General features: G+C 62.5%; 23 protein-coding genes and 2 pseudogenes. 9 read left to right on the top strand and 16 right to left on the bottom strand.

Features of this window, described 5'->3' with window-relative positions; genetic code table 11:
* Positions 1 to 106 precede the first annotated feature (106 nt).
* On the top strand, positions 107 to 877 hold the full coding sequence (tam, locus tag CO657_RS04430; RefSeq protein ID WP_054181652.1) for a trans-aconitate 2-methyltransferase: 771 nt from the start codon (positions 107 to 109) through the stop codon (positions 875 to 877).
* Positions 878 to 1,147: 270 nt separating this feature from the next.
* Positions 1,148 to 2,665: a glucose-6-phosphate dehydrogenase gene (gene zwf, locus CO657_RS04425; RefSeq protein ID WP_054181651.1), complete on the top strand. Its 1,518-nt coding sequence runs from the start codon at positions 1,148 to 1,150 to the stop codon at positions 2,663 to 2,665.
* A gap of 18 nt (positions 2,666 to 2,683) precedes the next feature.
* Here the strand turns inward: zwf and CO657_RS04420 are convergent, their stop codons facing one another.
* The gene (locus tag CO657_RS04420) at positions 2,684 to 3,004 is read right to left on the bottom strand and encodes a hypothetical protein (RefSeq protein WP_054181650.1); all 321 of its coding nucleotides are present in this window, start codon (positions 3,002 to 3,004) and stop codon (positions 2,684 to 2,686) included.
* A gap of 545 nt (positions 3,005 to 3,549) precedes the next feature.
* Positions 3,550 to 3,942 carry a hypothetical protein gene (locus CO657_RS04410; protein WP_054181649.1) on the bottom strand — a complete coding sequence of 131 codons (393 nt, stop codon included), beginning with the start codon at positions 3,940 to 3,942 and terminating at the stop codon, positions 3,550 to 3,552.
* Between the two features lie 197 nt (positions 3,943 to 4,139).
* Here CO657_RS04410 and CO657_RS04405 point away from each other — a divergent pair, with 197 nt between their 5' ends.
* From CO657_RS04405 to CO657_RS38035, 4 genes and pseudogenes are all read left to right on the top strand, one after another.
* Positions 4,140 to 5,708, top strand: coding sequence for a helicase HerA-like C-terminal domain-containing protein (locus tag CO657_RS04405; RefSeq protein WP_054181648.1), 1,569 nt, complete (start codon positions 4,140 to 4,142; stop codon positions 5,706 to 5,708).
* A 321-nt stretch (positions 5,709 to 6,029) separates the two neighbouring features.
* Entirely contained in the window at positions 6,030 to 7,625 is a 1,596-nt protein-coding gene (locus CO657_RS04400; RefSeq protein WP_054181647.1) for an ABC-F family ATP-binding cassette domain-containing protein, read from the top strand.
* Between the two features lie 630 nt (positions 7,626 to 8,255).
* A pseudogene (locus CO657_RS04390) lies at positions 8,256 to 9,362 on the top strand (ATP-binding cassette domain-containing protein); the annotation flags it as partial.
* Position 9,363: 1 nt separating this feature from the next.
* Positions 9,364 to 9,570, top strand: a pseudogene (locus tag CO657_RS38035) (VOC family protein); the annotation flags it as partial.
* Positions 9,571 to 9,803: 233 nt separating this feature from the next.
* On the opposite strand, the gene CO657_RS04380 reads toward CO657_RS38035, so the two are convergent.
* Both CO657_RS04380 and CO657_RS04375 read right to left on the bottom strand, forming a co-directional pair.
* Positions 9,804 to 10,271, bottom strand: coding sequence for a DUF1579 domain-containing protein (locus CO657_RS04380; protein ID WP_041671343.1), 468 nt, complete (start codon positions 10,269 to 10,271; stop codon positions 9,804 to 9,806).
* A 141-nt stretch (positions 10,272 to 10,412) separates the two neighbouring features.
* The gene (locus CO657_RS04375) at positions 10,413 to 11,141 is read right to left on the bottom strand and encodes a DUF899 domain-containing protein (protein WP_012556984.1); all 729 of its coding nucleotides are present in this window, start codon (positions 11,139 to 11,141) and stop codon (positions 10,413 to 10,415) included.
* A gap of 85 nt (positions 11,142 to 11,226) precedes the next feature.
* On the opposite strand from CO657_RS04375, the gene CO657_RS04370 reads away from it, so the two are divergent.
* Positions 11,227 to 11,742, top strand: a complete 516-nt coding sequence (locus CO657_RS04370; protein ID WP_054181646.1) for a MarR family winged helix-turn-helix transcriptional regulator — start codon at positions 11,227 to 11,229, stop codon at positions 11,740 to 11,742.
* A gap of 274 nt (positions 11,743 to 12,016) precedes the next feature.
* On the opposite strand, the gene CO657_RS04365 is transcribed toward CO657_RS04370, so the two are convergent.
* Entirely contained in the window at positions 12,017 to 12,439 is a 423-nt protein-coding gene (locus tag CO657_RS04365) for an organic hydroperoxide resistance protein (protein WP_012556982.1), read from the bottom strand.
* 125 nt (positions 12,440 to 12,564) lie between these two features.
* Here CO657_RS04365 and CO657_RS04360 point away from each other — a divergent pair, with 125 nt between their 5' ends.
* Positions 12,565 to 13,053 carry a MarR family winged helix-turn-helix transcriptional regulator gene (locus tag CO657_RS04360; protein WP_054181645.1) on the top strand — a complete coding sequence of 163 codons (489 nt, stop codon included), beginning with the start codon at positions 12,565 to 12,567 and terminating at the stop codon, positions 13,051 to 13,053.
* Positions 13,054 to 13,095: 42 nt separating this feature from the next.
* Here CO657_RS04360 and CO657_RS04355 read toward each other — a convergent pair whose 3' ends face one another.
* The 10 genes from CO657_RS04355 to CO657_RS04300 all read right to left on the bottom strand — a co-directional run bounded on the left by CO657_RS04355 (position 13,096) and on the right by CO657_RS04300 (position 21,679).
* Positions 13,096 to 13,329 (bottom strand): hypothetical protein, encoded by a 234-nt coding sequence (locus CO657_RS04355; protein WP_003580252.1) that lies wholly within the window; start codon positions 13,327 to 13,329, stop codon positions 13,096 to 13,098.
* Positions 13,330 to 13,460: 131 nt separating this feature from the next.
* Positions 13,461 to 13,697, bottom strand: a complete 237-nt coding sequence (gene rpsU, locus CO657_RS04350; protein ID WP_003569533.1) for a 30S ribosomal protein S21 — start codon at positions 13,695 to 13,697, stop codon at positions 13,461 to 13,463.
* Between the two features lie 56 nt (positions 13,698 to 13,753).
* The gene (locus CO657_RS04345; RefSeq protein ID WP_003587843.1) at positions 13,754 to 14,038 is read right to left on the bottom strand and encodes a hypothetical protein; all 285 of its coding nucleotides are present in this window, start codon (positions 14,036 to 14,038) and stop codon (positions 13,754 to 13,756) included.
* 211 nt (positions 14,039 to 14,249) lie between these two features.
* The gene (locus CO657_RS04340; protein WP_003546468.1) at positions 14,250 to 14,459 is read right to left on the bottom strand and encodes a cold-shock protein; all 210 of its coding nucleotides are present in this window, start codon (positions 14,457 to 14,459) and stop codon (positions 14,250 to 14,252) included.
* A gap of 275 nt (positions 14,460 to 14,734) precedes the next feature.
* Positions 14,735 to 15,469: a L,D-transpeptidase family protein gene (locus CO657_RS04335; RefSeq protein WP_003587844.1), complete on the bottom strand. Its 735-nt coding sequence runs from the start codon at positions 15,467 to 15,469 to the stop codon at positions 14,735 to 14,737.
* Between the two features lie 174 nt (positions 15,470 to 15,643).
* Positions 15,644 to 16,450 carry a L,D-transpeptidase gene (locus CO657_RS04330; protein ID WP_054181930.1) on the bottom strand — a complete coding sequence of 269 codons (807 nt, stop codon included), beginning with the start codon at positions 16,448 to 16,450 and terminating at the stop codon, positions 15,644 to 15,646.
* A gap of 446 nt (positions 16,451 to 16,896) precedes the next feature.
* On the bottom strand, positions 16,897 to 17,817 hold the full coding sequence (locus tag CO657_RS04320) for an alpha/beta hydrolase family protein (protein ID WP_003587848.1): 921 nt from the start codon (positions 17,815 to 17,817) through the stop codon (positions 16,897 to 16,899).
* 118 nt (positions 17,818 to 17,935) lie between these two features.
* Entirely contained in the window at positions 17,936 to 19,558 is a 1,623-nt protein-coding gene (locus CO657_RS04315; protein ID WP_054181643.1) for a cisplatin damage response ATP-dependent DNA ligase, read from the bottom strand.
* Between the two features lie 261 nt (positions 19,559 to 19,819).
* On the bottom strand, positions 19,820 to 20,830 hold the full coding sequence (locus tag CO657_RS04305) for a ligase-associated DNA damage response exonuclease (RefSeq protein WP_054181642.1): 1,011 nt from the start codon (positions 20,828 to 20,830) through the stop codon (positions 19,820 to 19,822).
* 45 nt (positions 20,831 to 20,875) lie between these two features.
* Positions 20,876 to 21,679, bottom strand: coding sequence for an alpha/beta fold hydrolase (locus tag CO657_RS04300; RefSeq protein WP_054181641.1), 804 nt, complete (start codon positions 21,677 to 21,679; stop codon positions 20,876 to 20,878).
* A gap of 120 nt (positions 21,680 to 21,799) precedes the next feature.
* Between CO657_RS04300 and CO657_RS04295 the strand changes: the two genes are divergently transcribed.
* Complete coding sequence (locus CO657_RS04295; protein WP_054181640.1) at positions 21,800 to 22,771, top strand: glycerophosphodiester phosphodiesterase family protein; 972 nt, start codon at positions 21,800 to 21,802, stop codon at positions 22,769 to 22,771.
* A gap of 46 nt (positions 22,772 to 22,817) precedes the next feature.
* On the opposite strand, the gene CO657_RS04290 is transcribed toward CO657_RS04295, so the two are convergent.
* Entirely contained in the window at positions 22,818 to 24,686 is a 1,869-nt protein-coding gene (locus tag CO657_RS04290) for a diguanylate cyclase (RefSeq protein WP_054181639.1), read from the bottom strand.
* Positions 24,687 to 24,802 lie beyond the last annotated feature (116 nt).

Below are 24,802 nucleotides of genomic sequence, written 5' to 3'. Positions count from 1 at the left end.
CGGCGGGGCATACTTGGCTTGAGATCATCGAGCCGGACGGCCGCAACCTGGACAAGATCCGCATCCGCCACATGGAAAATGTGGCCTGATATCAGGAGTAAACGCCATGGCATGGTCCGCAAGCCAATATGTGAAATTCGAGGATGAACGCACACGGCCGGCGCGTGACCTTCTGGCGCAAGTGCCGCTGCAAAAGATCCGCCGCGCCGTCGATCTCGGCTGCGGGCCGGGCAATTCGACCGAGCTCATCATCGCTCGTTATGGGGCGGAAGGCGTTTCGGGCATCGACAGCGATCTCAACATGCTGGAGGCGGCCCGCAAGCGGCTTCCCGGCACCGCCTTCGTCGAGGCCGATCTCGGCAGCTGGCAGCCGACTGAGACCGCCGACCTGCTGTTTGCCAATGCCGTCTTCCAATGGCTGCCCGATCATCTCGATATTTTCGACCGGCTGATGGACGGGCTTTCCCCGGGCGGGGCGCTGGCGGTGCAGATGCCCGACAATCTCGGCGAACCCACCCATCTCTTGATGGAGGAGACGGCGCATGCGGGGCCGTGGAAGGCCGCCTTCGAGGAAAAGAGCGTGCGTCGGCAGGCCTTGGCGCCGCCTTCGGCCTATTATTCCAGGCTGATCGCCAAGGCCGCGCGCGTCGATATCTGGCACACCATCTACAATCACCCGATAGCGGATGGCGCGGCGATCGTCGAATGGGTGAAGGGCACCGGGCTGATGCCCTATCTCGCCCATGCCGGCGAAAAGCATCGCCAGGCCTTTCTGGCGGATTATCTCGCGCGGGTGGAAAATGCCTACCCGAAGATGTCGGATGGGCGGGTGCTGCTGCGGTTTCCGCGGATTTTCATGGTGGCGGTGAAGGGGTAGTCGGTTGCTGCCGGCGGGCTCGGTTCGGGCCGAGGCGCTGCCCCTCACCCTCCCCGTAAACGGGGCGAGGGGACGTGCCATACGAGAGTTCGATGGGGAATCGGGAGGTTGCGGCTATCCCCCTTCGCGCCGTTTGCGGGGAGAAGGTGCCGGCAGGCGGATTAGGGGCACGCCCCACATGCTGTCAAATGCCTGTTATCCCCCGCCCGCATATGTTGCGGCGAAATCGATGCGCATTATAGTCGGCCGGAAAATCTCAGGAGATGACACATGGACGCTGCCCCTACCCCGCCGGTCACCCTCGTCATTTTCGGCGCGACGGGAGACCTGACGCGCCGGCTGCTGGTGCCGGCGATCATCAACCTGACGCGCGGCCGCCTCGTCGGCGAGGATCTCCACATTCTCGGTATCGGCATCGAACCGGGCGACGACGAATTCCTGCGCAAGCGGCTCGACGAATTCCTCAACCATCTGGGCGGTGATGAACAGGCGCTAAAGGACGAGGCCTGGGAAAGCCTGCGCCGGCGCATTTCCTATATGGCGGGAGATTTCACCAAGGACGATATTTTCCTCGAAATCGGCAAGCGGCTGGGACCGGATGCCAATGCCGCTTTCTATCTGGCGGTGCCGCCGTCCTTCTTCGGCTCTATCGTCGAGAAACTCGCCGCCCATGGACTGACCGACGAGAAGGACGGCACCTTCCGCCGCGTCGCCATCGAAAAGCCGTTCGGCACCGACCTCGCCTCGGCGCGAGCGCTGAATGCGCAGATCCTCGCGCAGATCGCAGAAAGCCAAGTCTATCGGCTCGACCATTTCCTCGGCAAGGAGACGGTGCAGAACCTGATGACGGCGCGTTTTGCCAATATGATCATCGAGTCTTTGTGGAACAGCCGCTATATCGACCATGTGCAGATCACCGCCGCCGAGATCGTCGATGTCGGCAGCCGCGGCAAGTTCTACGATGCGACAGGCGCGCTGCGCGACATGGTGCCGAACCATCTCTTCCAGCTCTTGGCGATGATCGCCATGGAGCCGCCGAACAGCTTCGATGCCGAGGCGATCCGCAACGAGAAGAGCAAGGTGCTGAAAGCGCTGCGCATCTATACGCCCGAGGAGGCGAAGACGCATGGCGTGCGCGGCGCCTATACGGCCGGGCCGCTCAACGGTGCCGATCTTCCGGCCTACCGCGACAGCAAGGACGTTTCGCCCGACAGCCGGACCGAGACCTATGTGGCGCTGAAGCTCTATGCCGATACCTGGCGCTGGGCGGGCGTGCCCTTCTACCTCAGAACCGGCAAGGCGCTGACGGCACGCGACACTGAGATCGTCATCACCTTCCAGCCGGTTCCCTTCGCGCAGTTCCGCGAGACCGAGGTCAATCGCCGCCTGCCGCCGAACCGGCTGGTGATCCAGGTGCAGCCGGACGAGGGCATGAGCATGGAAATCTCGATCAAGTCGCCAGGGCTTTCGGTCGATACCACGCCGGTCTCCCTCGACTTCCGCTATGCCGATAAGTTCGATATCGGCAAGACCACCGGTTATGAATCGCTGCTCTACGATCTCTTTATCGGCGACCAGACGCTGTTCCAGCGCGCCGACGGCATCGAGGCCGGCTGGGCGGCGGTGCAGCCCTTCCTGGATATCTGGGGCAAGGACGAGAGCGTGCCCGACGCTTACGCGCCAGGGAGCATGGGACCGGCCTCAGCCGACCAACTCATCGAGCGCGACGGGCGGCGCTGGCATGAACTCGGCGTGATCCTGCAGCAGGACAAGAAGGACGGCAAATAGCGCCCTTCCCTCGTCCTGTCAGTTTCCGCGATCACGGCATGCCGGGCTGACGGAAGCGCCGCTATTGCCGCCTTCGGTGGCAAGCGCGCCGCGGGCCTTGCGCGGCGGGCAGCGCGCCCAATCGACGCGGCCGCTCGGGACGCCGTTGTCGACGCTGCCGGTTTCGATCGAGTCGAGTGGGATGACCAGCCCGCTTTCAGGCTCGTTGCCCGGCGACGTGCCGAGCGGCGGCGTGCCGTCGAACCGGCTGCTGGCATCCATGCCCATATTCGATTGGGCGAGAACCGGGGTGGAGAGGCTGAGGAGAGCGATCGAGGCTGCTGCAATAAACCTGCGCATGATGCTATTCCTTCTGGTTTCAGCGATGCTGATAGAAACAGCAATCCGGCCTGCTTGTTCCCTATGGAACGGGCGCAGATGATCAAAGTTTGGCGAGGGGCATGGAGCATCGCAGTGACACCATTTCCGATGGTGGCGGCGGCCAAGTTCGAATGCAATTCGTCGATTGAATTTCTGCAGTAGCTGCCCATACTGATGATAACGAAAGGAACGCCGCATGCCCAACGTCGCGCTCGGAAAGCACCCCGAGGAGTTCGCCCGGAGGCAGCAGAAGGCAGCCCGCGAGCGCTGGCTCAATCAGGAAATCTCGGCGCGCTATGATTAACTGATGAACACGCCCGGGCTTGGAATTCCGGCCGAAACCGTGCGCGTCCGCTTTGAAACCAAGCGCCGGAAGGACGCGATGAAAGCCAGATAGGCGTATGCTCGCCGTGCGGCAGATCGGCGACTTCATCAAATCGAGGTGAATCTTTGCCTCGATGCTTCCAGGATTAAATGAAAGCCCCGCAGCGACGCCGCAGGGCTCCTTCTGTTCGGCTGTCGTTTTAGACGAACTGGCTGAGGCCGGGGACGGAAGCCACGACTTCGTCGACAACCTCTTCGCCGGCATATTGCTTGGCGATGGCGATGGTTTCCTTGGCGAGCGAGGTAATCTCACCCATGCCGAGGCCCTCGCCCATCAGCTGCTGGCCGAGGCCCATGATGCCGCCGCCGCCGAGCGAGTTCATCAGCCCGCCGAGCAGACCGCCGCCGCCGGCGCTTGCGCCGTTGAACTGGGCGACGAGATCGGCACCGCCGGGGATCGCCTCGATCATCCGGGCGACCGGACCGTCGGCCGCCTCGCGCTGCAGGAAGCCGAGCATCATGCCGAGCGCCTTTTCGGCGACATCAGGCGCGATACCCACACGATCGGCGATCTGGGTCACAATTTCATTCATCGTCAGCCTCCTGTTTTTTTGACGTTAACGTCAGCGTTAATCGAGATTCGAGCGCAACTCAATGTCCGGTTTTGCTTTCGATGCAAACAGTTGTCCGCATCCGCCTGCCTGCTTATAACAGAGAAACGATGGTTCGATGAAGGCGGCGCAAGCCCGTCTTCCGACAAAGAGCGGCAGCGCCGAAGGGAGAATTGCGGATGATCGAGGATGGCAAGATTTTCATCGGCGCGAGCCGCAATCCCGACGACAGCATCAACAAGCCTGAATATCTCGATCTGAAATTCGGCAACCGCCACGGCCTCGTCACCGGCGCCACCGGCACCGGCAAGACGGTGACGCTGCAGGTGCTGGCCGAGGGCTTCTCCCGCGCCGGCGTCCCGGTTTTTGCCGCCGACATCAAGGGCGATCTTTCCGGCATCGCCGCCAAGGGCGAGGCCAAGGATTTCCTCACCAAGCGGGCCGAACAGATCGGCTTCACCGACTATGAATTCGATCAGTTTCCGGTGATTTTCTGGGATCTGTTCGGCGAGAAGGGCCACCGGGTGCGCACCACCGTCGCCGAGATGGGGCCGCTGCTGCTCGCCCGGCTGATGGATGCCTCCGAACCGCAGGAGGGCGTCATCAACATCGCCTTCAAGATCGCCGACCAGGCCGGGCTGCCGCTGCTCGACCTCAAGGATTTCACCTCGCTGCTGAATTATATGGGCGAGAACGCCAGCGAGCTTTCCAATCAGTACGGGCTGATCTCCAAAGCCTCGGTCGGCTCGATCCAGAGGGCGCTGCTGGTTCTCGAACAGCAGGGCGCCGAGCACTTCTTCGGCGAACCGGCGCTGAAGATTTCCGACATCATGCGCACCAGCAACAACGGCTACGGCCAGATCTCGGTGCTGGCCGCCGACAAGCTGATGATGAACCCGCGGCTCTACGCCACCTTCCTGCTCTGGCTGCTCTCGGAGCTGTTCGAGGAACTGCCCGAAGTCGGCGACCCCGACAAGCCGAAGCTGGTCTTCTTCTTCGACGAGGCGCATCTGCTCTTCAACGACGCGCCGAAGGTGCTGACCGAACGCGTCGAGCAGGTGGTGCGGCTGATCCGCTCCAAGGGAGTCGGCGTCTATTTCGTGACGCAGAACCCGCTCGACGTGCCGGAAACGGTGCTCGCCCAACTCGGCAACCGCGCCCAGCATGCGCTGCGCGCCTATTCGCCGCGCGAGCAGAAGGCGGTGCGGACGGCGGCCGATACCTTCCGCCCCAACCCGGCCTTCGATTGCGCCACCGTCATCACCAATCTCGGCACCGGCGAGGCGCTGGTCTCGACGCTCGAAGCCAAGGGCGCGCCGTCGATCGTCGAGCGCACGCTGATCCGCCCGCCCTCCGGCCGCGTCGGCCCGCTGACCGATAGCGAGCGCCAGCAGATCATGGACAGAAGCCCGGTTCTCGGCGTCTATGACGAGGACATCGACCGCGAATCCGCCTTCGAGATATTGGCGGCCCGCGCCAAGAAGGCAGCCGACGCCGATGCCGCCAAACGGGCGCAGGACGAAGCCGCAGAACAGCAGCCGGGCAGCACCACCTCCGGCTGGAGCCTGCCGGGCTTCGGCGGCAGCAATGACGACAACCAGCAGGGCCGCGGCCAATCACGCGGCCGGTCTTCCGGCTACCAGCGCGAAACGGTGGTGGAAGCGGCGATGAAGAGCGTCGCCCGCACGGTGGCAACCCAGGTCGGCCGGGCGCTTGTGCGCGGGATCTTGGGGAGCTTGAAGCGGTAGGCGTTTCTAGGGGCACGCCCCTCATCCGCCTGCCGGCACATTCTCCCCGCATGCGGGGAGAAGGGGATGTGCCGCGACCTCTCCGTCCCCCTTGCCTCCAGCAGGGCACGTCCCCTCGCCCCGTTTTATACGGGGAGAGGATTAGGGTGAGCGGCAGCTTGCTCTTCCTCTAGAAGGAGGCAAGATCGTTCCCCGCCTTGAACCGCAAGCCTTCATCCCCTAAATTACCTGCCATCGACCATTTCAACAGGATGTGTGCCGCAATGGATTTCAACCCGATCGCAATGCCAGTTCGCCTTGCCAACGGGGAAATCCATATCCATGCCTGCATCCATCACTCTCTCCAAAATTTCATGGGCCACGCCTGACGGGCGGCCGCTTTTTTCCGGTCTCGATTTAAGTTTCGGGGCGGAGCGTATCGGTCTGGTCGGGCGCAACGGCGTCGGCAAGACGACGCTGCTGAAGCTCGTCTTAGGTGACGCCAGGCCGCGGTCGGGAACGGTATCGGTCGGCGGCAGCCTCGGCATCCTGCGTCAGAACGTGCAGGTGGCATCTCACGAAACCATTGCCGATCTCTTCGGCGTCGCCGGGGCGCTTGCGGTTCTCCACCGCGCCGAAACCGGCGAAGCAACGGCCGACGAGCTCGCCTCGGCCGACTGGACGCTGGAAGCGCGCATCGCAGCTGCGCTCAATCGAACAGGGCTCGACGCACAGCCGGAAACGCCGCTCGCCGAACTTTCCGGCGGGCAGCGCACCCGGGCCGGGCTTGCCGCCCTTGTTTTCAACGAACCGGATTTTCTGCTGCTCGACGAACCCACCAACAATCTCGACCGCGACGGCCGCGAGGCTGTGATCGCGCTGCTATCGGGCTGGCGGGCCGGGGCGATCATCGTCAGCCATGACCGGGAATTGCTCGAAAGCATGGATGCGATCGTCGAACTGACATCGCTCGGCGCGACGCGCTACGGCGGCAATTGGAGCCATTATCGCCAGCGCAAGGCGCTGGAGCTTGCGGCGGCAGAGCACGATCTTGCCGATGCCGAAAAGCGCATGGCCGAGGTCGCGCGGAAGGCGCAGGCGACGGTGGAACGTCAGGCGCACAGGGACAGCACGGGGCGGAAGATGGCCGCCAAGGGCGGCATCCCGCGCATCATGCTCGGCGGCATGAAGGAGCGCAGCGAAACGACCGGCGGCGACAATGCCCGCCTTGCCGAACGCCGGCGCACCCAGGCGCTGGACGAGGCGAAGGCCGCGCGCGAAAAAATCGAGATCCTGCAGCCCTTGTCGGTGACCTTGCCGCCGACCGGATTAGCGGCCGGCAAGATCGTGCTGAGGGTGGATCGTATGACATCGGGCTATCTGCCGGGTGACCCCGTCATCGGCGATCTCTCCTTCGACGTGACGGGGCCGGAACGCATTGCCGTCACCGGCCGCAACGGCTCGGGCAAGACGACACTGCTTTCGCTCATCACCGGCGAACTCAAACCCTGGGCCGGCACGATCGCCGTGATGACCGACTTTGCGATGCTCGATCAGAAGGTCAGCCTTCTCGATCCGTCGGCCTCGATCCGCGACAATTTTCGCCGGATCAATCCGCTTTCCGATGAGAACACCTGCCGGGCCGCCCTTGCCCGCTTCATGTTCCGGGCGGATGCGGCGCTGCAGGCGGTCTCGACGCTCAGCGGCGGGCAATTGCTGCGCGCCGGCCTCGCCTGCGTTCTCGGCGCCACACCACCGCCGCTGCTGATCCTCGACGAGCCGACCAACCACCTCGACATCGACTCGATATCCGCGGTCGAGGCGGGCCTCAGCGCCTATGACGGGGCGCTCATCGTCGTCAGCCATGACGAGACGTTTCTGGAAAGCATCGGGATCACGCGGCGGCTGGAATTGGCTGGCGGTGATCCGGCGGGTTAGGCGGCACTCATTGAGGCACGCAGCCCATAGGGCGGAGCCTCGAGGGACGCGTCCAGCACCGCGTCTTGCGCCCATCAACGCCGGTGGCCGACCTCGTCCTTCGAGGCCCCTTCGGGGCACCTCAGGATGAGGTCGGAGAAAGGCCGCGGCACCCTCCAACCTCCCTCATCCTGAGGCGCGTAGGCCAAAGGCCGGAGCCTCGAAGGACACGCTCCAGCGCTGCTCCTTGCGTCCAACCACCAGTGCACCCGCCTCGTCCTTCGAGGCCCCTGCGGGGCACCTCAGGATGAGGCTCTCTTGGGCGCCGGGGAACGGCGCCTCCCTTGCCTCCTAGTCCAGGCAATGGTATTTCAGTCCTGCAACCCTTTCGAGAAAGGAGGATCACGTAATGCAATATTATTTCCGGCATCATCGCCAGCGTGGTCCCGTCAACGCCCTGCAAATGCGTTTGCAGGGCTGACCAGAGACCGTTTCCCGACATCTCCTCGTGGTCTGCCCTTCGTGGCCAATGCGGCGCCGTATCCTAAGGTTCGAGCGCGCATTCCTGTAATTTCCCGGGCCAATTACCCGCAATTCCGTGATGGCTGAACGCCCCGGATCGCGCCCCCCGGTCAAGACCAGAGAATAATCATGACCCTCATCAATATCCGCAATCTCGGCGTGACGCTGGGCAATCCGCTGTTTACGAAACTCAATCTCGTCGTCAATTCAGGCGACCGCATCGGCCTCGTCGCCGCCAACGGGCGGGGAAAGTCGACGCTGCTTGCCTGCATCACCGGCGCGCTGGAGCCGAGCGCGGGCGAGATCACCAAGGCGCGCGGGCTGACCGTCGGCCATGTCGCGCAGAACGTGCCGGCGGCACTGTTCGACACGCCGTTCTACGATGCGGTGCTGCAGGCGCTGCCGGCCGATCAGGCCGACAGCGAGAGCTGGCGCGTCGACGTGGTGCTGGAATCGCTCGAGGTGCCGGAGGTCATGCGCTCCCGGCCGCTGAAGCAATTGAGCGGCGGATGGCAGCGGCTCGCCATGCTTGCCCGCACCTGGGTCAGCGAACCCGACGTGCTGCTGCTCGACGAGCCGACCAACCATCTCGACCTCGAAAAGATCGCCCAGTTGGAGGGTTGGCTGAACGCGCTGCCGCGCGACGTACCGGTCATCCTCTCCAGCCATGACCGCGCCTTTCTCGATGCGACGACCAACCGGACACTGTTCCTGCGGCCGGAGCAATCGCCGGTCTTCGCCCTGCCCTATACCCGGGCGCGCGCCGCGCTCGATGAGGCCGACGCCTCGGAAGCCCGGCGCTACGAGCGCGACATCAAGGTGGCGGAGCAGTTGCGCAAGCAGGCGGCCAAGCTCAACAATATCGGCATCAATTCCGGCAGCGATCTGCTCGTCGTCAAGACGAAGCAGTTGAAGCAGCGGGCGGAGAAGCTCGAGGATGCGGCAAAACCGGCGCATCTCGAACGCTCGGCCGGCTTCATCCGGCTCTCCAACCGCGGCACCCATGCCAAGGTGCTGGTGACGCTGGAGGATGCGGCGGTGACGACGCCGGATGGCACGCTGCTATTCAAGACCGGCCGCCAGTTCATCTGCCAGGGTGACCGGATCGTGCTTCTCGGCCTCAACGGCGCCGGCAAATCGCGACTGGTCTTGAAGCTGAAGCAGGCAATCGAAAGATCGGAGGCGGGACAGGATGGCCTCAAGGCGACGCCGTCGGTCGTTCTCGGCTATGGCGACTGTCGATGTCGACGACGTCGATCAGTCGGCCAAGGATTTCGTTGCCAATGGCGGATCGGTCCGCCGTCCGCCGGACGATATTCCCGGTATCGGCCGCTTCGCCGTCGTCGCCGATCCGCATGGCGCAGTGCTCTGCATCATGACGCCGGCGCCGATGGACAAAACCTGGCCGGAACTGGCACCCGATGCCCCTGGCAATATCGGCTGGCACGTGTCGGGCGTGAAAGTGGAGGGCATGCCGACCTATACGATCTTCGAGGCGAACGGCATCGGCGTCGCCGGCCTGATGGAATTTCCGGCCGAACTCGAGGGGAAGGGCATTCCGCCGAACTGGACGGGTTATGTCGTCATCAACTCGCACCAGATGAACTTTCCATGCGTCTCAGACATCGTACTCTCCCTTTAGAGGCGCCCCTTTTCAAGGTTCGAGCGCCGTGATTGTCAGATCTGCCGGGCGTAATGCGCTTCCATGAACTGTTTCCAGGCGCCGTCGGGCTGCCTGGCGCTGGAGATGAAGGTGCGGTGATCGGCGTCGACGAAGGTGATCTGCTCGCGGTAATCGGCAAGCCCCTCGCCGTTGAAATCGGGCCCCGTCGTATAGAGGTCCAGCACATTGCCCGAAGCGTCGAGCTCGCCCTCGTAGACCCACATGAAGTCCATCATGCTGCCGATCCAGCTGCCGACATACTTGGCCTTTGCGGCGTTATAGCCGAGCGTCAGGATGCTGGTGGCCTGTTTGCCATCGGGCATGCGGCCGGTGCCCTCGGCGACGAACCAGATGCCGTGCAGCGAGCGGACGGTCTCCGTCCAGGGCTCGCCGCCGGACATTTCCGGTGCGGTGACGGTCCAGTCGCCCACCAGTCTTTCCAGGAAGGAATGTTCCTTCAGCACTTCTGCGGTCTTCATCATCCTTCTCCCTTGTGATGTCGGCCAATGGCTTTGTCAGCGCAATTCCCAGGAAGTCGCCTGGTGACGTCTGCTCGAATTTGCGCTGGCCAGCCAGGGCATGATGCCGAATACCGCTGACAGTTTCCGGCATCATGCTTTGGCTCAGTGACAGCAGGATGGCGCCTTGGGGACCTCCTCATATTCGTCATGACGGCGCACGAAATTCATCGTGCTGTCCTCGTTGCGGCCTTTCGGGGCGCGGTCGAGGATCATCAGGGTGCCGATCAGTTCCTCCGGCCCGCGGGCGTAGCTCGAATAGGTATGGAAAACCTCGCCCTTGTCGTTGCGGTAGAAAGCGCTCAGACCCGGCAGTTCGTCATTGGCGTCAGCCGGCTGCATGGGAGTGAAATTGTAAAAGACCTTGTCTTTGGCAAGATCCTCGGGGCTGAAAGAGACATGATAATCGAAATTGAAGTCGCTGCCGAAGGAGGAGACCCAGGGAAATTTCCAGCCCATGCGGCTTTTGTAGGCGGCGATCTTGTCGAGCGGCGCGCGTGAGACGGCGACCCAGGTGACGTCGTGATGGTTGAGATGCGGCAGGGCGCCGTCGACGTGATCGGACAGGAAGGAGCAGCCGGGGCAGCCGGCATCCCAATCCGGGCCGAGCATGAAATGATAGATCAAAAGCTGGCTGCGGCCGTCAAAGAGATCGGCGAGCGATTTCTTTCCCTCGGGCGTGTCGAAGACGTAATCCTTGTCGACCTTCACCCAGGGCAGCGCCAGCCGTTCGGCGTTGATGCTGTCTCGCAGCTTCGTCGCCTCCTTTTCCTTCAGCAGCAGGGCACGGCGGGCTTCGATCCATTGCTCACGGGACACAACCTCATTCTGCATGGGATGCGCCCTCCTCCGGCGCTGCCGGCGAGCCGGCTCTCTCCTTCTCCTTGACTAAATACATTGATATCAATAGAAATAGAGCATGTCAAATTCGGTCGAGATTCCCTTTTCCACGACGCTCTTGGTGCGCGACACCTGCCTCTGCCTGCATGTGCAGCGGGCGGCACGGGCGCTCGCCCGGCTGTTCGACGATGCGCTGCGGCCGGCCGGGCTGACCAACGGGCAGTTTTCGCTGATGATGTCGCTGAACCGGCCGGAACCGCCGCCGATGGGACCGGTCGCCGCGCTGCTTGCCATGGACCAGACGACGCTGACGGCGGCACTGAAGCCGCTGCAGCGCAAGGGCTGGGTGACGGTGATGGAAAATCCGAAAGACCGGCGTGGCCGGCTGCTTGGTCTCACGCCCGATGGCAAGGCTGCGCTGGCAGAGGCGCTGCCGATCTGGAAAACCACGCATGCCGCCCTCGACGACGCGCTGCCGGAAGGCGGCCCCGCACGGCTGAGGCAGGATCTGCAGGCTGTATCAGGGATGATGGGTGAGACGGTGAAAGCCTCCCCTCGCCGGCCGCGTCGCAACGGGCGGGCGATGGCCGGTTAGAGCGGGCGGAGCTCGCCTTGGGTTCTCAAGAAATCGCGTCGTTCCGCCATGCAACCACAGTGGCCGGGCGTGGGTGCTCGGGTCAAGCCCGAGCACGACGGAGATTGAGGGTACGCTTGGCTAGAGGCGAAAGGTCGCCCCTTGCTCCGTCGTCCTCGGGCTTGACCCGAGGACCCATGTGACGAGCACGCCGTTCGTGTCAGCAGCAAGAAAAGCGACGGCCTCCAACCGAAGTCGGAAGCCGTCGCCCGCATTTTCACCGATAGCGTCTGGATCAGGAGACCGTGACCGGAACTTCGGTCGAAGTGCGCATGGCGTGGCTGTAGGGGCAGACGATGTGGGCTGCGGCGGCGAGCTTTTCGGCGGTTTCGCGGTCGAGACCGGGAATGTTGACCGTCAGGGCCACTTCGATGCCGAAGCCGGTGCCATCTTCGCGCGGGCCGATGCCGACCTTGGCGGAGACCGTCGTTTCCTCGGGAATCTTGACCTTCTGCTGGCCCGCGACAAATTTCAAGGCACCGAGGAAGCAGGCGGAGTAGCCGGCGGCGAAGAGCTGCTCGGGATTGGTGCCGGTCGCGCCGTCGCCGCCGAGTTCCTTCGGAACGGTCAGCGTCACGTCCAGAACGCCGTTTTCGGAAACGGCGCGGCCGGCGCGGCCGCCGGTGGCAGAGGCTTTGGTCGTATAGAGAATTGGCATGACGATCTCCTTTGGTTGGCCCTTCGATCGGGTTGGATTTTTACTATCGCACAATTAAATTGTACGCAAGTGAATTTTGCAAATTGCATTTCGACATGGAAAAGAAGACAATCACGGCCTTAAGGATGATGGATATGAGAGCGCAGACGATAAAAACGATGGAGATACCGCAGGAGGAGAAACGGCTGGAAAAGCAGCTGTGCTTCGCGGTCTACGCAACGGCGCATGCTTTCACCCGCGCCTACAAGCCGATCCTCGACAGGGTGGGCCTGACCTATCCGCAATATCTGGTGATGCTGGTGCTGTGGGAACGCGGCGAGCTGCCGGTGAAGACGATCGGCGAACAGCTCGACCTCGATTCCGGCACGCTGTCGCCGCTGTTGAAACGGCTGGAGCAAAGCGGGCTGATCAAGCGGCTGCGCGACCTGCGCGACGAGCGCCAGGTGATCGTGTCGCTGACCGCTAGAGGTGAGGCAATGAAAGGGGAAATCGATACGATCATGACGGCGATCGGCCAAGCGGCAGGCTGCACGCTCAAGGAAATGGCTGACATGCGCGACATGCTGCATCGGCTGCGGGGCAATCTCGGCCGGGCCGGCGCGAACGGCGGCTGACCACATGCGCCTGGTTAGCCTAAGACGGTGTCGGCCTGAGGATCAGGGCCGCTTCACCGCCGCCTTGGCCGGCGACCGGCGTTTCTTTGCGGGCGCTGCTTCAGGTGCTGCCTCGGCCTCCTGCTGCAGACGCAGGGCCTTCAGCTTTTCCGTCTTCTTGTCACGGGCCGATGCCTCGGCCGCGATGATGGCGCGCGCCGTGTGATCGGTCGCTTCCGCCTTGTCGCGAGACGAAAGCTTGGCGGGATTGAAGAATTCTCCCTTGGTGGCGGTCATGTGCCCCTTTCTCAGGTGATGCCGGAGGCCTTAGCCATGGCTAAGGGCCGTGATTCCGCGGCCGAGCCGTGAGGCCACGGCTGACCGCGATGCCGCGAGTCCGCAGTTGGCCGCGATGCCGCGGCCGGGGATTAGCGGGCGCGAAGTACCTTCTTCGGCGCCGGCAGCAGACCTTCGCGCTGCAGCTTCTTGCGGGCAAGCTTGCGCTGGCGGCGAATGGCTTCGGCCTTTTCGCGGGCGCGCTTCTCGGACGGCTTTTCGAAAGCGCTGCGCGCCTTCATTTCCCGGAACAGGCCTTCCCGCTGCATCTTCTTCTTGAGCACGCGGAGCGCCTGATCGACGTTGTTATCCCTGACGAGAACCTGCAAAACGATATCCTTCCTGTCGGCGGCCGGGCCGCGCTGTGATGGTAAAAACGGCGGGACTACTTGCCCGTCCGGATGCTCGAAAACTTCAGCCAAGGCTCGGCGCCATCAGACTTGGCCGCTGCCTCGGGGGAAATCCTGGAGGGCGATTCCCCGGTGTCGATGTCGGCCTCGGTGATGCGCCGCTCGAAATTCTCAGCGTCGAACCGGACGCGATATTGCACATGCCCGTGGTCGTTGGGCAGAATGCTGGCGATCCGGCACCGCTTATCGGCTTTTGCCGTACGGGTGAGGCCCGATTTCAGCACGATCATATCGCCGATTTGATAGTTTGGTCTGCCCATTTCAGCGTCCCTTCAACTCTTCGGCTGCTCACCGGTCAATCAGAATAGTCGCGGTCAATTCTTATATACCGGCGATCAAAGCAAAAAGGCCGGGTTGGCACCCGACCTCTTCCAGTCACTCAGCCATTTCTCCGCCAGTCGGTCAGCTCGCTGCCAGTACATCCGTGGTCAGCGCGCTGCCAGCATCTGGACAGCATAGGCGAATGACAAATCATGCGGCCTGAAGGTTGTCAGCCGAATTCTTGCCCGACTTCTTGTCGCGGACGAGATCGTAGCGGATCTTCTGGCCTTCAACGAGTTCGCGCATGCCGGCGCGTTCGACCGCTGAAATGTGGACAAAAACATCCGTAGAACCATCATCGGGCTGAATGAAGCCAAAACCCTTGGTGCCATTGAACCACTTGACGACGCCTGAATTCATAACGATCTCCTTTTCAACCGTTGTGTTCGCCTGCGGAAGAATGTCCGACAAGCCGTATCGATGTTGAGAGGATATCTGACGGAGCGCTTCAGCGCGTGGACAAAGGTCGCAAGCAATTCGATACGCACCATGTAGGTTATTTACCGAATTAAGCAATGGTTTTCTGAAAATAAAACTTTTCCGGGCGTGGAAAACGAGGGCATTTACCCATGGAATGCCGGCTCGGCCGGGCAAGATTGAGCCGGGGCGGCCGGATCGCGACCGCCCCGCTGACGTCACTGCAAGACGACGATCGGCGCCTTTGTCGGCACGCGGTCGTAGAGATCGATGATATCCTGGTTCATCAATCTGACGCAGCCCGAGGAGACGGCCTTGCCGATCGAACGCCAGTCGGGATTGCCGTGCAGGCGATAGAGCGTGTCTTCGCCGTTCGAGAAGATATAGAGCGCGCGGGCGCCGAGCGGGTTCTTCAGGCCCGGCTCCATGCCGCCGTTCTCGATCGAATATTTAACCAATTCGGGCTGGCGGGCGACCATCTCGTTCGGCGGCTTCCAGCGCGGCCACTTCTGACGCCACTGGATGACGCCCGAGCCCTGCCAGGCGAAACCCTCGCGGCCGATGCCGACGCCATAGCGCATCGCCATGCCGTCACCCTGGACGAGATAGAGAAAGCGCGACGGCGTATCGACGACGATAGTGCCGGGCGGCTGGCCGGTGGGATCGAGAACGCGTTGGCGATAATAGCGCGGGTCGATCTGCTCATAGGGAATGGCGGGAATGAGAAAGCCGCCATCCTCGACAGGGCCATACATGACGGCAAGCTCGGCGCCACTCGGCACGCTCGACGCCCCGGGCGATTGAAACAGGCGCATCGGCGAACGGTAGATGATCGTCGTATCGCCCGATGTGACCGTATTGGCCGAAGAGGCGCAGCCGGTGAGCGCGGAGGCTGCGGTCAATGCCGAAAAGGAAAGAAAGCTGCGGCGGGAAAGATGTCTATCGAAGCTCATGACGCGGGACTGATTTCCTCTGATGCGGGAGCCGGACGAGATCTGGCGTAAGCGGCGATTCGTCCGATGCCGAGAACAACATCAGAAGATCTATCGGCTTGCGCCAAATAAACCATAGCTTCACGCAGACGTGTCCGGCCTTGGGCCGACGATATCAGCGGCGCTGTTGCAGCGCTACATCACAACGATCTCCGCCTTGGCAGGGAGGCGGTCATAGAGATCGACGACATCCTGGTTCAGCATGCGCACGCAGCCCGACGAGGTGGCCTTGCCGATCGACTGCCAGTCGGGCGTGCCGTGGATGCGATAGAGCGTATCCTGCCCGTCCTTGAAGATATACATGGCGCGGGCGCCGAGCGGGTTCTGGAGCCCCGGATTCATGCCGCCGTTTTCGGCCGAAAAGGCGCGAACCTCGGGCTGGCGCGAGACCATCTCGACCGGCGGCGTCCAGCGCGGCCATTTCTGCTTCCACTGAATGACGCCGCGGCCCGACCAGGCGTAACCATCGCGGCCGAGGCCGACGCCGTAGCGCAACGCCTTGCCGTTTTCCTCGACGAAATAGAGGAAATGCGCCTTGGTATCGACGATCACCGTGCCGGGGCGCTCGGTCGTCTGGTAATCGACTTCCTGGCGCAGGAACTGCGGCTGTACCCGGCTGACCGGGATCGCCGGCAGGGTGAAATCCTCGTCGCGCACCGCGCCATACATGGCCATATGCACCGGATTGCTGACCGGCAGGCCGTAGGTCTGATGGAACTGGGTCTTGTAGAGTTCGCGGGTCTGCGGCACCGGCTGATCGGGTATCGGCCGCACCCGGCGCGGATCGACACCCGGCGGCTGATAGAAGACCGGCGAGGTCTCCTGAACGAAGCGGGCGGGCGAATCGGCGGCGACATCGGGAATGAGGATGTTGCAGCCGCTCAGCGACCCGGCTGCAATGACGAGCCCGGCAATCGGGAAGACCCGGCGCAGAAATTTCATGGAACCACCCTTATCAACGATCGGCGAGACAGCGATATCGATCGTGACGATGGCATCCGCGGCTGGCGCGAGGCTGGTGTTGAGGGTGGGAAAGGCCGGAAGCCAACGCATGCGACCCGAAGGGCGCAGCAAAAAGCACTATGCCTCAGGGCCATCCCCACTGCCCAGCTAAACTTCCTGCAGTGGCGAAGGCGGCAAACAGGAGCATCAGAGGAAAAACCCGCTTGGCATACCAGCCATGCTCGGCTGGAGTCATTTTCGTCAAGTCGCGACGGCTCGCGATGCGCGGAAGCATGAGCCAGATTACAACTGCTAAAGTGAAGGCAGCGGCGGCGAAGAATATATTGCCAGTCATGACTTGAGACGACCACCTGTGGAGACCGGTAAGCCACTAATAACCGGAAATCACGAAGCGAGCAAAACGCCTTTGAAGCGGCGGCGAAAAATCAGGCCGCCACCCCGTGGAAGAAGCGGATGCTCTGTTCGATCTCGGCCGGCAGCGCCGAAGTGTGGTTGCCGGCGACGGTTTCTGTTTCGATATGGATGCCGGCGGCGCGGGCGCGGCGGGAGAGAAGATCGGCCCGATCGTTGAAATGGGCCTCTTCCGTGCCGTGGACGACACGGACGGGACATTTGAAGCTCTGGGCGTAACACAGCGCCGACCGCACTTCGAACTCATGCGCATTGCTGTCGTCGAAGCGGATATCCTGGGGATAGCGCTTGAAGAAGCGGAAGGCGTCGGGATTGCCCGATATCGGCGCGGCGGCGCGGAATTTCTGAGTGCTCATCGCCGTCAGCATGGTCAGCGTGCCGCCGATGCTGTGGCCAGCAATGAACAGCCGCCCTGGATCGACGCCCGGCAGATGCGCCAGCCGCTCGGTGGCGGCAAGAACGTCGTCGACCTCGTCGTAGAAGCCGGAGAAATTGCCCATCTGGCCGTTTTCGCCGCGCAGCGACGGCATCATCACGACGTAGCCGGCATCCATATAGGGTTTCATCAACTGCCAATGGCCGATGCCCATGGCATTGCCGCCGTGCAGGAAGAGCACCGCGGGCTTGGCGGCCCGCTCACGCTTATACTTCGAGACCCAGGCGGCGAGCTCAAGTTCGCCGTAGCCGGAGCGGTAAAAGATCTTGTCGGCGTCGGCCGGCGCGTTCAGCGGTTCGTATTTGTCCGGTGCCGGGCCCTTCTGCAAAAGCTTGGTGCGGAACTGGTGGCGGACCTTGGCATAGTCATGCTTGGCAAGCCGCGGTTCATCCGGAACATCGAACGCCGCTGCCACTTGCGGCAGGACGAGTGCGCCGGCAAGACCCGCCAGCACGGCACGGCGTTGGCGGAAAAAGGCATTTCGTTCATGCGAGCTCATAACGCAGCACCCAAATCACTTCCCCGGCACAGAAGATTTGCACCGGAAGATCGTTGCCGCCAATACACATCCTGTTGAAATTTTGGGACTGCGGCATTGTTGCACAGGAGATTGGCCCTCACCCCGGCTTGGCGTCGATCATGGCGATCAGCGTGCGCAGCCGATCGGCCTCATAAGTGGGCTTGTCGGGGCGAAGACGGGCGATACGGGGAAAGCGCATGGCGACGCCCGATTTGTGCCGGGTCGAGCGGTTGATGCCTTCAAAGGCCACTTCGACGACGAAGCCGAAATCCTTGTCGGCGCGCACGGCGCGCACCGGTCCGAAACGCTCGGTGGTATTGTTGCGCACGAACTTGTCGAGCACTTCGAGCTCGGCATCGGTGAAACCGAAATAGGCCTTGCCGACGGGCACCAGCTGTTCGCCGTCCTCATCGTCGGCCCAGACGCCGAAGGTGAAATCGGAATAGTAGCTCGAGCGCTTGCCGTGGCCGCGCTGGGCATACATCAGCACCGCATCGACATTATAGGGATTGCGCTTCCACTTGAACCAGGGGCCCTTCATCCGGCCGGCCTGGTAGATGCTGTCGCGCCGCTTGATCATCACGCCCTCGATGACCGGATCTGGCGGGGCGGCACGGAGACGGTCGAGCTCCTCCCAGGACGAGAAAGGCACGAGCGGCGAGAGGTCGAAGCGGTCGTGGGGAGCGCGGTCGATGATCTCGGCCAGCCGATCGCGCCGATCGATATAGCCACGGCCTCGTACATCCTCGTCATCGTCGAAGAGCAGGTCGTAGGTGCGGATGAAGGCGGGGTAGTCGGAAAGCATCTTTGCCGTCACCGTCTTGCGATTGAGGCGCTGCTGCAGGTCGGAGAAGGTGCGGGTCGGACTGTTGGAACGGGCGGTGCCGCCGACCAGCAGCTCGCCGTCGACGACGCCGGAAAAACTGATGGCGTCGAGAATATCGGGAAAGGCGCCCGAAATATCGTCGCCGGAGCGGGAATAGATCTTGCGCCGATCGCCGGAGCGGGAGAGCTGGACACGGATGCCGTCCCATTTCCATTCGGCGGCGTAATTGGCCGGATCGAGACCGTTAAGGTCCCCCTCCTCCACCGCATTGGCAAGCATGACCGAATGGAAGATCGCCGGTGTCGCCAGCACCGGTTTTTCGCCGCCCGCCAGCCATTCGAACAATGTCTCGTAAGGCGGCTGCAGGCCGTGCCAGAGCGTTTCGATTTCGGTGACGTCCTTATCGCCGAGATCGGCCAGCGCCTGTTTGGCAAGACGGGCAGAAACGCCGATGCGCATGGCGCCGGTCGCCAGCTTGATGAAAGCGAACCGGCCGGAGGAATCCAGCCGATCGAGCAGGTCGCGGACGAAGCCGCGCACTTCGGTGCGGCCGAGCGCATTCATATCGGTGACAACAGTCCCGAGACGCGGCTGGGAAAGGGCCGAGCGGTCGATATCCCGCTCATTGTCCCAGACCAGCGAGATGGTTTCGGCGAGATCGCCGACATAATCGTAGGAATAACGGAACAACACCTCGTCCATGCGCTCCAGCACCAGTTCGCGCAGCATGGCGGGCTTGACGTTGCGCACTTCAAGCGTGCCGGCGATGGCGGCAAGGCCGTAGCCGCGATCAGGGTCCGGCGTGTCGCGGAAATAATCGGTGAGCAGCTTCAGCTTGCCGTTGCGGCTGGGGGTGAGAACGAGGCGGTCGAGGAGATCGGCGAAGGCTTTCATATCGGCCTCCGCATTCCGGGGAAAGGCTCAATGGGTACGCCCTCATTCCTGTGCTCGTCACAGGAATCCAGTGCGCCCAAGTCCTTGGGCGCGAGAAACTCTTCGGTGTCACATAAGTCATTCACCGCGCCGACGCGCGGTGGCTGGATTCCTGTCACAAGCACAGAAATGAGGGAGCGAGGGGCGTGCATAGCCACCAGCGCGCCGGCGATGGCGGCAAGGTCGGCTGGAGCGGGGTTTCGGCGCGGCACGCAGCTCATCTCAATCCGCCTCATCCTCATATCCCACAAGATGCAGCGGCTTCGCCTTGATGCCCTGGAGCTGGCACCAGCGCACCAGGGCCTCCTCGCGGCCGTGGGTCACCCAGACTTCGGCCGGGTGCAGTTCGCGGATGGTTTCCGTCAGTTCCGGCCAGTCGCAATGATCGGAGATGACGAGCGGCAGTTCGACCCCGTGCTGTTTGGCGCGCTGGCGCACCATCATCCAGCCGGAGGCGAAGGCCGGCAGCGGCTCGTTGAAGCGGCGCGCCCAGCGGTCGGCGAAGGCCGAGGACGGGCCGATGACGACCGCGCCCTTGAAGGCGGATTTGTCGCGGCTTTCGATCGTCGCCGGCAGCAGCTCGCCAAGATCGATGCCCTCGCCGACATAGTAGTCGCAGAGCTTTTCCATGGCGCCGTGGATATAGATCGGTTCGCTGTAGCCGGCATCGCGCAGCAGCCTGATGACGCGCTGGGCCTTCCCCAGCGCATAGGCGCCGACGAGATGGGTGCGCTCGGGAAATTGCCGGAGCGAGGCGAGCAGTTTGCCGATCTCGTCCATCGGATCGGGATGATGGAAGACCGGCAGGCCGAAGGTCGCCTCGGTAATGAAGACATCGCAGGCGACCGGCACATAGGCGGCGCAGGTCGGATCCGGGCGGCGTTTGTAATCGCCGGAGACGACGATGCGGGTGCCGTTTTTCTCGATGGCGATCTGCGCCGAGCCGAGCACGTGGCCGGCAGGATGAAAGCTCACCTTGACGCCATTGACGAGCAGGTCCTCGCCGAAGCCGGCAGCCTGCTCGCTGACGCAGAAGCCCTCGCCGTAACGCAGGCGCATGATGTCGAGCGTCTGGCGAGTGGCAAGCACGTTCACATGGCCCGGCCGGGCGTGATCGGAATGGCCGTGGGTGACGAGCGCCCGCTCTACCGGCCGCACAGGATCGACATAGAAGCCGCCTTCGGGGCAATAGAGCCCTTCCGGGGCGGGATAGAGCAGCGCATCAGGTCTCATGAAACAAGAGATAGCCGGAAATCGGCGCGGGGCCAGAGGTCGTCATCAGGCTATCCCATCGAGAAAGGACAGCATTGCGGCATTGAACTCGGCCGGCCGTTGCAGCGGCGCAAAATGGCTGACGCCCTTCAGATAGATCATCTGAGCGTCCGGAATGCTGCGGGCGAGATATTCGGCATGCTCCGGCTTGATGAATTCGTCGCGTTCACCAAGCACGATCGCGACCGGCACGCGGATGCGGTTGAGGTCGCCGGCCTGATAATTCGGCTCCGTGCGCATCATCAGGCTGACCGCCTCGACGAAGGAATTGAAATCATCCGGCGTGGCGGACAGTGCCGCATAATCCCTCGCGTGGCGGCTGAAACAGCGGTCGATGACCGGCGTCGGAACGAATTCCAGCGTCCCGCTCGGATCCATGTTGCAGGCGAAGAAGAAGACGCCGTCGACACGCGACGGGGCCGTCGCGGCGAGGATCAGCGCGATGCAGGCGCCGTCGCTCCAGCCGATGAACGCTGCCTTTTCCAGACGCAGTTCGTCCATGACATCAAGCACGTCTGATGCCATCAGTTCATAGCTATAGGGACGGGCATCGCGGCTGCTGCGGCCATGGCCGCGGCTGTCGATCAGCACGACGCGGCGGCCGCTGTCCAGCAGCGCCGGGAGCTGATAGCCCCAGTTGCCGCTATGGCCGAGACCGCCATGCAGCAGGATGACGGCAGGGCCGGTCCCGTAGCTCGCATACCAGATGCGGGCGCCATCGCGCCCGACATGGCCTTCGACGGACGCCGGCGGCAAGGCGGCCGCGCCGTGTTCTGCAAAACGGATGAGCTCGTCGTCCTGTTGTTCCATGGCGATGCCGATCCTCTCCGGGGAATAAACTGCCGGCATAGAAAAGCCGGAAAACAGCCCAAGAACAACCAGAATCGCTTTCTAGCTGTTGCCTTCTTTGATGCAATCAGGGGGAGCATGATGGGCAGGAAGCTTTTCTATTGCGTGGGCGCGGTCGCACTTGTCGCGGCCGGCATCTATCTCAACAACACCAGCCTGCTCGCCGAGCATCGGCCGGGAAAGCCGGTGCTGCTCGCCCATCGCGGCATCGCTCAGCGGTTCGACGAGACCGATCTGAAGAACGACACCTGCACGGCGAGCCGCATGCTGGCGCCGAAACATGACTATCTCGAGAATACCATCCGCTCGATGCAGGCAGGCTTTGCGGCCGGCGCCGATATCGTCGAGATCGACGTGCATCCGACGACGGATGGCGAATTCGCCGTCTTTCACGACTGGACGCTCGACTGCCGCACCGACGGCCACGGCGTCACCCGCGAGCATTCGATGGCGGAGCTGCGCAAGCTCGACATCGGCTACGGCTATACCGCCGATGGCGGCAAGAGTTTTCCCTTTCGCGGCCGCGGCATCGGCATGATGCCGACGCTGGCGGAGGTGCTTTCCACCTTTCCGGATCGGCGCTTCCTCATCAACGTCAAGAGCCGCGATCCTTCAGAGGGCGAAAAGCTCGCCGCCGTGCTCAACGGGCTTCCGTCCGCACGGCGGGCAGACATCATCGTCTATGGCGGCGACGAGCCGATCGATGTCCTGCGCCGGCTGGTGCCCGAGATCAAGACCGCCTCGCGCAAGAGCCTGAAAGGCTGCCTTTTCGGCTACATCGGCTATGGCTGGACCGGCGTGCTGCCGGATGCCTGCAAACACGCCATGATGCTGGTGCCGATCAATATTGCGCCATGGCTCTGGGGCTGGCCGGACCGTTTTCTCAACCGGATGCAGGATGCCGGAACCGAGGTCTTCGTGCTCGGCCCCTATCGCGGCAGTGATTTTTCCACCGGCATCGACGATCCCGCGCTACTGGCACGACTGCCGCCAGACTATGCGGCGGGCATATGGACGAACGAGATAGAGGCGATCGGCAAGCTTGCGAAATGAAGTCCGTCCTCAACGAGAGTTGCCGACGCGTCCCACGGCATGCGGCTTACGCCGCTCTTGCCTGATGCGCGGCGGCCTCGACACGGTCGCGTCCGTGCTTCTTTGCCGCGTAGAGCGCCTGGTCAGCGGCCGAGACCAGTTCTGCCGGCGTCGCAAATCTGTCGCAGATGTTGGCCACACCGATACTCACCGTCACGATCGCCTTGCTGCTTTCGCTATGTGGTATTGCGCGCCGATGCAACGCCGAGCGCAGCATCCTGGCCAGCCGCAGCGCGCCATCCCGGTCCGTGCCGGGAAGCAGTATGGCGAACTCCTCTCCGCCAAATCGCGCTGCGAGGTCTGAGGGCCGCTTGGCAATGGACCTGAGAATCTCGCCGATCATCCTCAGGCAGTTGTCTCCTTCGAGGTGACCGTAGGTATCGTTGTAAGCCTTGAAGTGATCGACATCGATCAGCAACAGGCTGAGAGAGGATTCGGCTCGACGGGCGCGTGCAAACTCCTCCGAGATCGCCTCGTTGAACACTCTTCGATTGGCAATACCGGTCAATGCGTCGGTGTCGGCCAGCCCCTTCATCTTCAGGGCGAGTTGCGTCAGCCTTTCCTCGGAATGCTTCATCGAGGTGATATCCGAAACCACCACCAGGGCGGAGCCATCGGCGGCCAAACGCGTGCGCTGTCTGAGCCACCGCCCATCGAACATCGGTATTTCGCTATCCTGAGTCAGGAAAAGCTGCGCCGCGGAGGTCTCGATCCAGTCATCGCCGGCATCCGGGCTCACATCGACCCGCTCACCACTGCGCACGACCGCTTGCAGGATAGCGGTTATGTCGGTGCCGGGTTGTCTGGCATGGGCGGAACTGGGAAAGGCGGCACGATATTGATCGTTGCAAAACACCAGCCGGCCCTCGGGATTGAACATGGCAAGCCCATCGGACATTTCGGTCATCGCTTGGGAAAGCACAGTCTTGCTGTCGAGGGCTTCCTGAATCAGACGTTTTTTCTCGGTGATATCGCGGGTCACGCCGGCAAGTCCAACCAGATCGCCGTGGCGGTTTCGCAGCGGGATTTTCGACGTCAGGAACCAACGCTCCCGGCCGTTTTCTTCAACAAGAGGCTCCTCGAAATCCACCAGGGCTTCCCCGCTCGCCATGATTTCCTGCTCGCGATCGAAGAATGCTTGCGCCATCTCGCGAGGATAGAGATCGAAATCCGTCAGGCCGACCATCTCCGAAGATTTGGTGCGGTCATGGTTTCGCGCGACGTTGAGGTTGGTGACGACGAACCGGCTATTGCGGTCTTTGACATAGTGGAAATCAGGCGCCTGGGTCAAAGCGGCCTTCAAGATATCACGCTCGAGGGTAAAGGCATGGAAATAGGTGATGACGCATGCCGCGGCCAAGGTCGCGGCGAACTTCACGCCTATTCCGGCAAGGCTAACGGTGGTGATATGCGACCAGCCACCTCGATGGAAAATGCTCATCGCCAGTGTGACCGTGGCCACCATGACCGCACAGGCAAGTGCCTTTCTGACATCCGCCGAGCCCCTGCCGAACAGGACGTGGAGCGCCAGTCCAAACACGGACACCAGCATGATCGAGATCAATGCCGGTTCGACACCGGCGCCACCCATGGAGATCCTCTGGACGCAGGTGAGGACTGCGGTCATCAGAACCGCCAGCGGACCACCGTAGACGGCCGAAACCGCCAGCAAGGTCGAACGCAGGTCGAGATAATAGCCGCTATCGACCTCGACGGACAGCAGCATCGACAAGACTGCCCCAAGGCCCATCATCAAGCCGAAGCCAAGTTCTGCCTGGACCTTGGAAAGGCGGTAGAACTTGTAATGCAGGTGCATCCACACCGAAATGACGAGCGCTACCGCAGCCACATTTCCGATCAAGACTTGCCAAGGCACAACAGATTCCTCTAATATTTACAGTTACTTAATGAAAACGCGTTGATGAAATCCGATTGGCTGGAGACGTTGCCGGTTGGCGCCCTCATGGGCTTGGCATCGGATACCAACCAGCA

Origin of the sequence: Rhizobium acidisoli, from assembly GCF_002531755.2 — a bacterium.
Classification (GTDB): Bacteria; Pseudomonadota; Alphaproteobacteria; order Rhizobiales; family Rhizobiaceae; genus Rhizobium; species Rhizobium acidisoli.
This window is presented reverse-complemented; position numbering and strand designations above follow the sequence as displayed.

Bases quoted from the DNA above. Each gene is read 5' to 3' on its own strand.
- CO657_RS04420 (WP_054181650.1), bottom strand. From the start codon at position 3,004: ATGCGCAGGTTTATTGCAGCAGCCTCGATCGCTCTCCTCAGCCTCTCC.
- CO657_RS04410 (WP_054181649.1), bottom strand. From the start codon at position 3,942: ATGAATGAAATTGTGACCCAGATCGCCGATCGTGTGGGTATCGCGCCT.
- CO657_RS04295 (WP_054181640.1), top strand. From the start codon at position 21,800: ATGGGCAGGAAGCTTTTCTATTGCGTGGGCGCGGTCGCACTTGTCGCG.
- CO657_RS04335 (WP_003587844.1), bottom strand. From the start codon at position 15,469: ATGAGCTTCGATAGACATCTTTCCCGCCGCAGCTTTCTTTCCTTTTCG.
- CO657_RS04355 (WP_003580252.1), bottom strand. From the start codon at position 13,329: ATGACCGCCACCAAGGGAGAATTCTTCAATCCCGCCAAGCTTTCGTCT.
- CO657_RS04340 (WP_003546468.1), bottom strand. From the start codon at position 14,459: ATGAATTCAGGCGTCGTCAAGTGGTTCAATGGCACCAAGGGTTTTGGC.
- CO657_RS04375 (WP_012556984.1), bottom strand. From the start codon at position 11,141: ATGCAGAATGAGGTTGTGTCCCGTGAGCAATGGATCGAAGCCCGCCGT.
- zwf (WP_054181651.1), top strand. From the start codon at position 1,148: ATGGACGCTGCCCCTACCCCGCCGGTCACCCTCGTCATTTTCGGCGCG.
- CO657_RS04345 (WP_003587843.1), bottom strand. From the start codon at position 14,038: ATGGGCAGACCAAACTATCAAATCGGCGATATGATCGTGCTGAAATCG.
- CO657_RS04320 (WP_003587848.1), bottom strand. From the start codon at position 17,817: ATGAGCTCGCATGAACGAAATGCCTTTTTCCGCCAACGCCGTGCCGTG.
- CO657_RS04400 (WP_054181647.1), top strand. From the start codon at position 6,030: ATGCCTGCATCCATCACTCTCTCCAAAATTTCATGGGCCACGCCTGAC.
- CO657_RS04360 (WP_054181645.1), top strand. From the start codon at position 12,565: ATGATGGATATGAGAGCGCAGACGATAAAAACGATGGAGATACCGCAG.
- CO657_RS04300 (WP_054181641.1), bottom strand. From the start codon at position 21,679: ATGGAACAACAGGACGACGAGCTCATCCGTTTTGCAGAACACGGCGCG.
- CO657_RS04370 (WP_054181646.1), top strand. From the start codon at position 11,227: ATGTCAAATTCGGTCGAGATTCCCTTTTCCACGACGCTCTTGGTGCGC.
- CO657_RS04380 (WP_041671343.1), bottom strand. From the start codon at position 10,271: ATGATGAAGACCGCAGAAGTGCTGAAGGAACATTCCTTCCTGGAAAGA.
- CO657_RS04365 (WP_012556982.1), bottom strand. From the start codon at position 12,439: ATGCCAATTCTCTATACGACCAAAGCCTCTGCCACCGGCGGCCGCGCC.
- CO657_RS04330 (WP_054181930.1), bottom strand. From the start codon at position 16,450: ATGAAATTTCTGCGCCGGGTCTTCCCGATTGCCGGGCTCGTCATTGCA.
- CO657_RS04315 (WP_054181643.1), bottom strand. From the start codon at position 19,558: ATGAAAGCCTTCGCCGATCTCCTCGACCGCCTCGTTCTCACCCCCAGC.
- CO657_RS04405 (WP_054181648.1), top strand. From the start codon at position 4,140: ATGATCGAGGATGGCAAGATTTTCATCGGCGCGAGCCGCAATCCCGAC.
- CO657_RS04305 (WP_054181642.1), bottom strand. From the start codon at position 20,830: ATGAGACCTGATGCGCTGCTCTATCCCGCCCCGGAAGGGCTCTATTGC.
- tam (WP_054181652.1), top strand. From the start codon at position 107: ATGGCATGGTCCGCAAGCCAATATGTGAAATTCGAGGATGAACGCACA.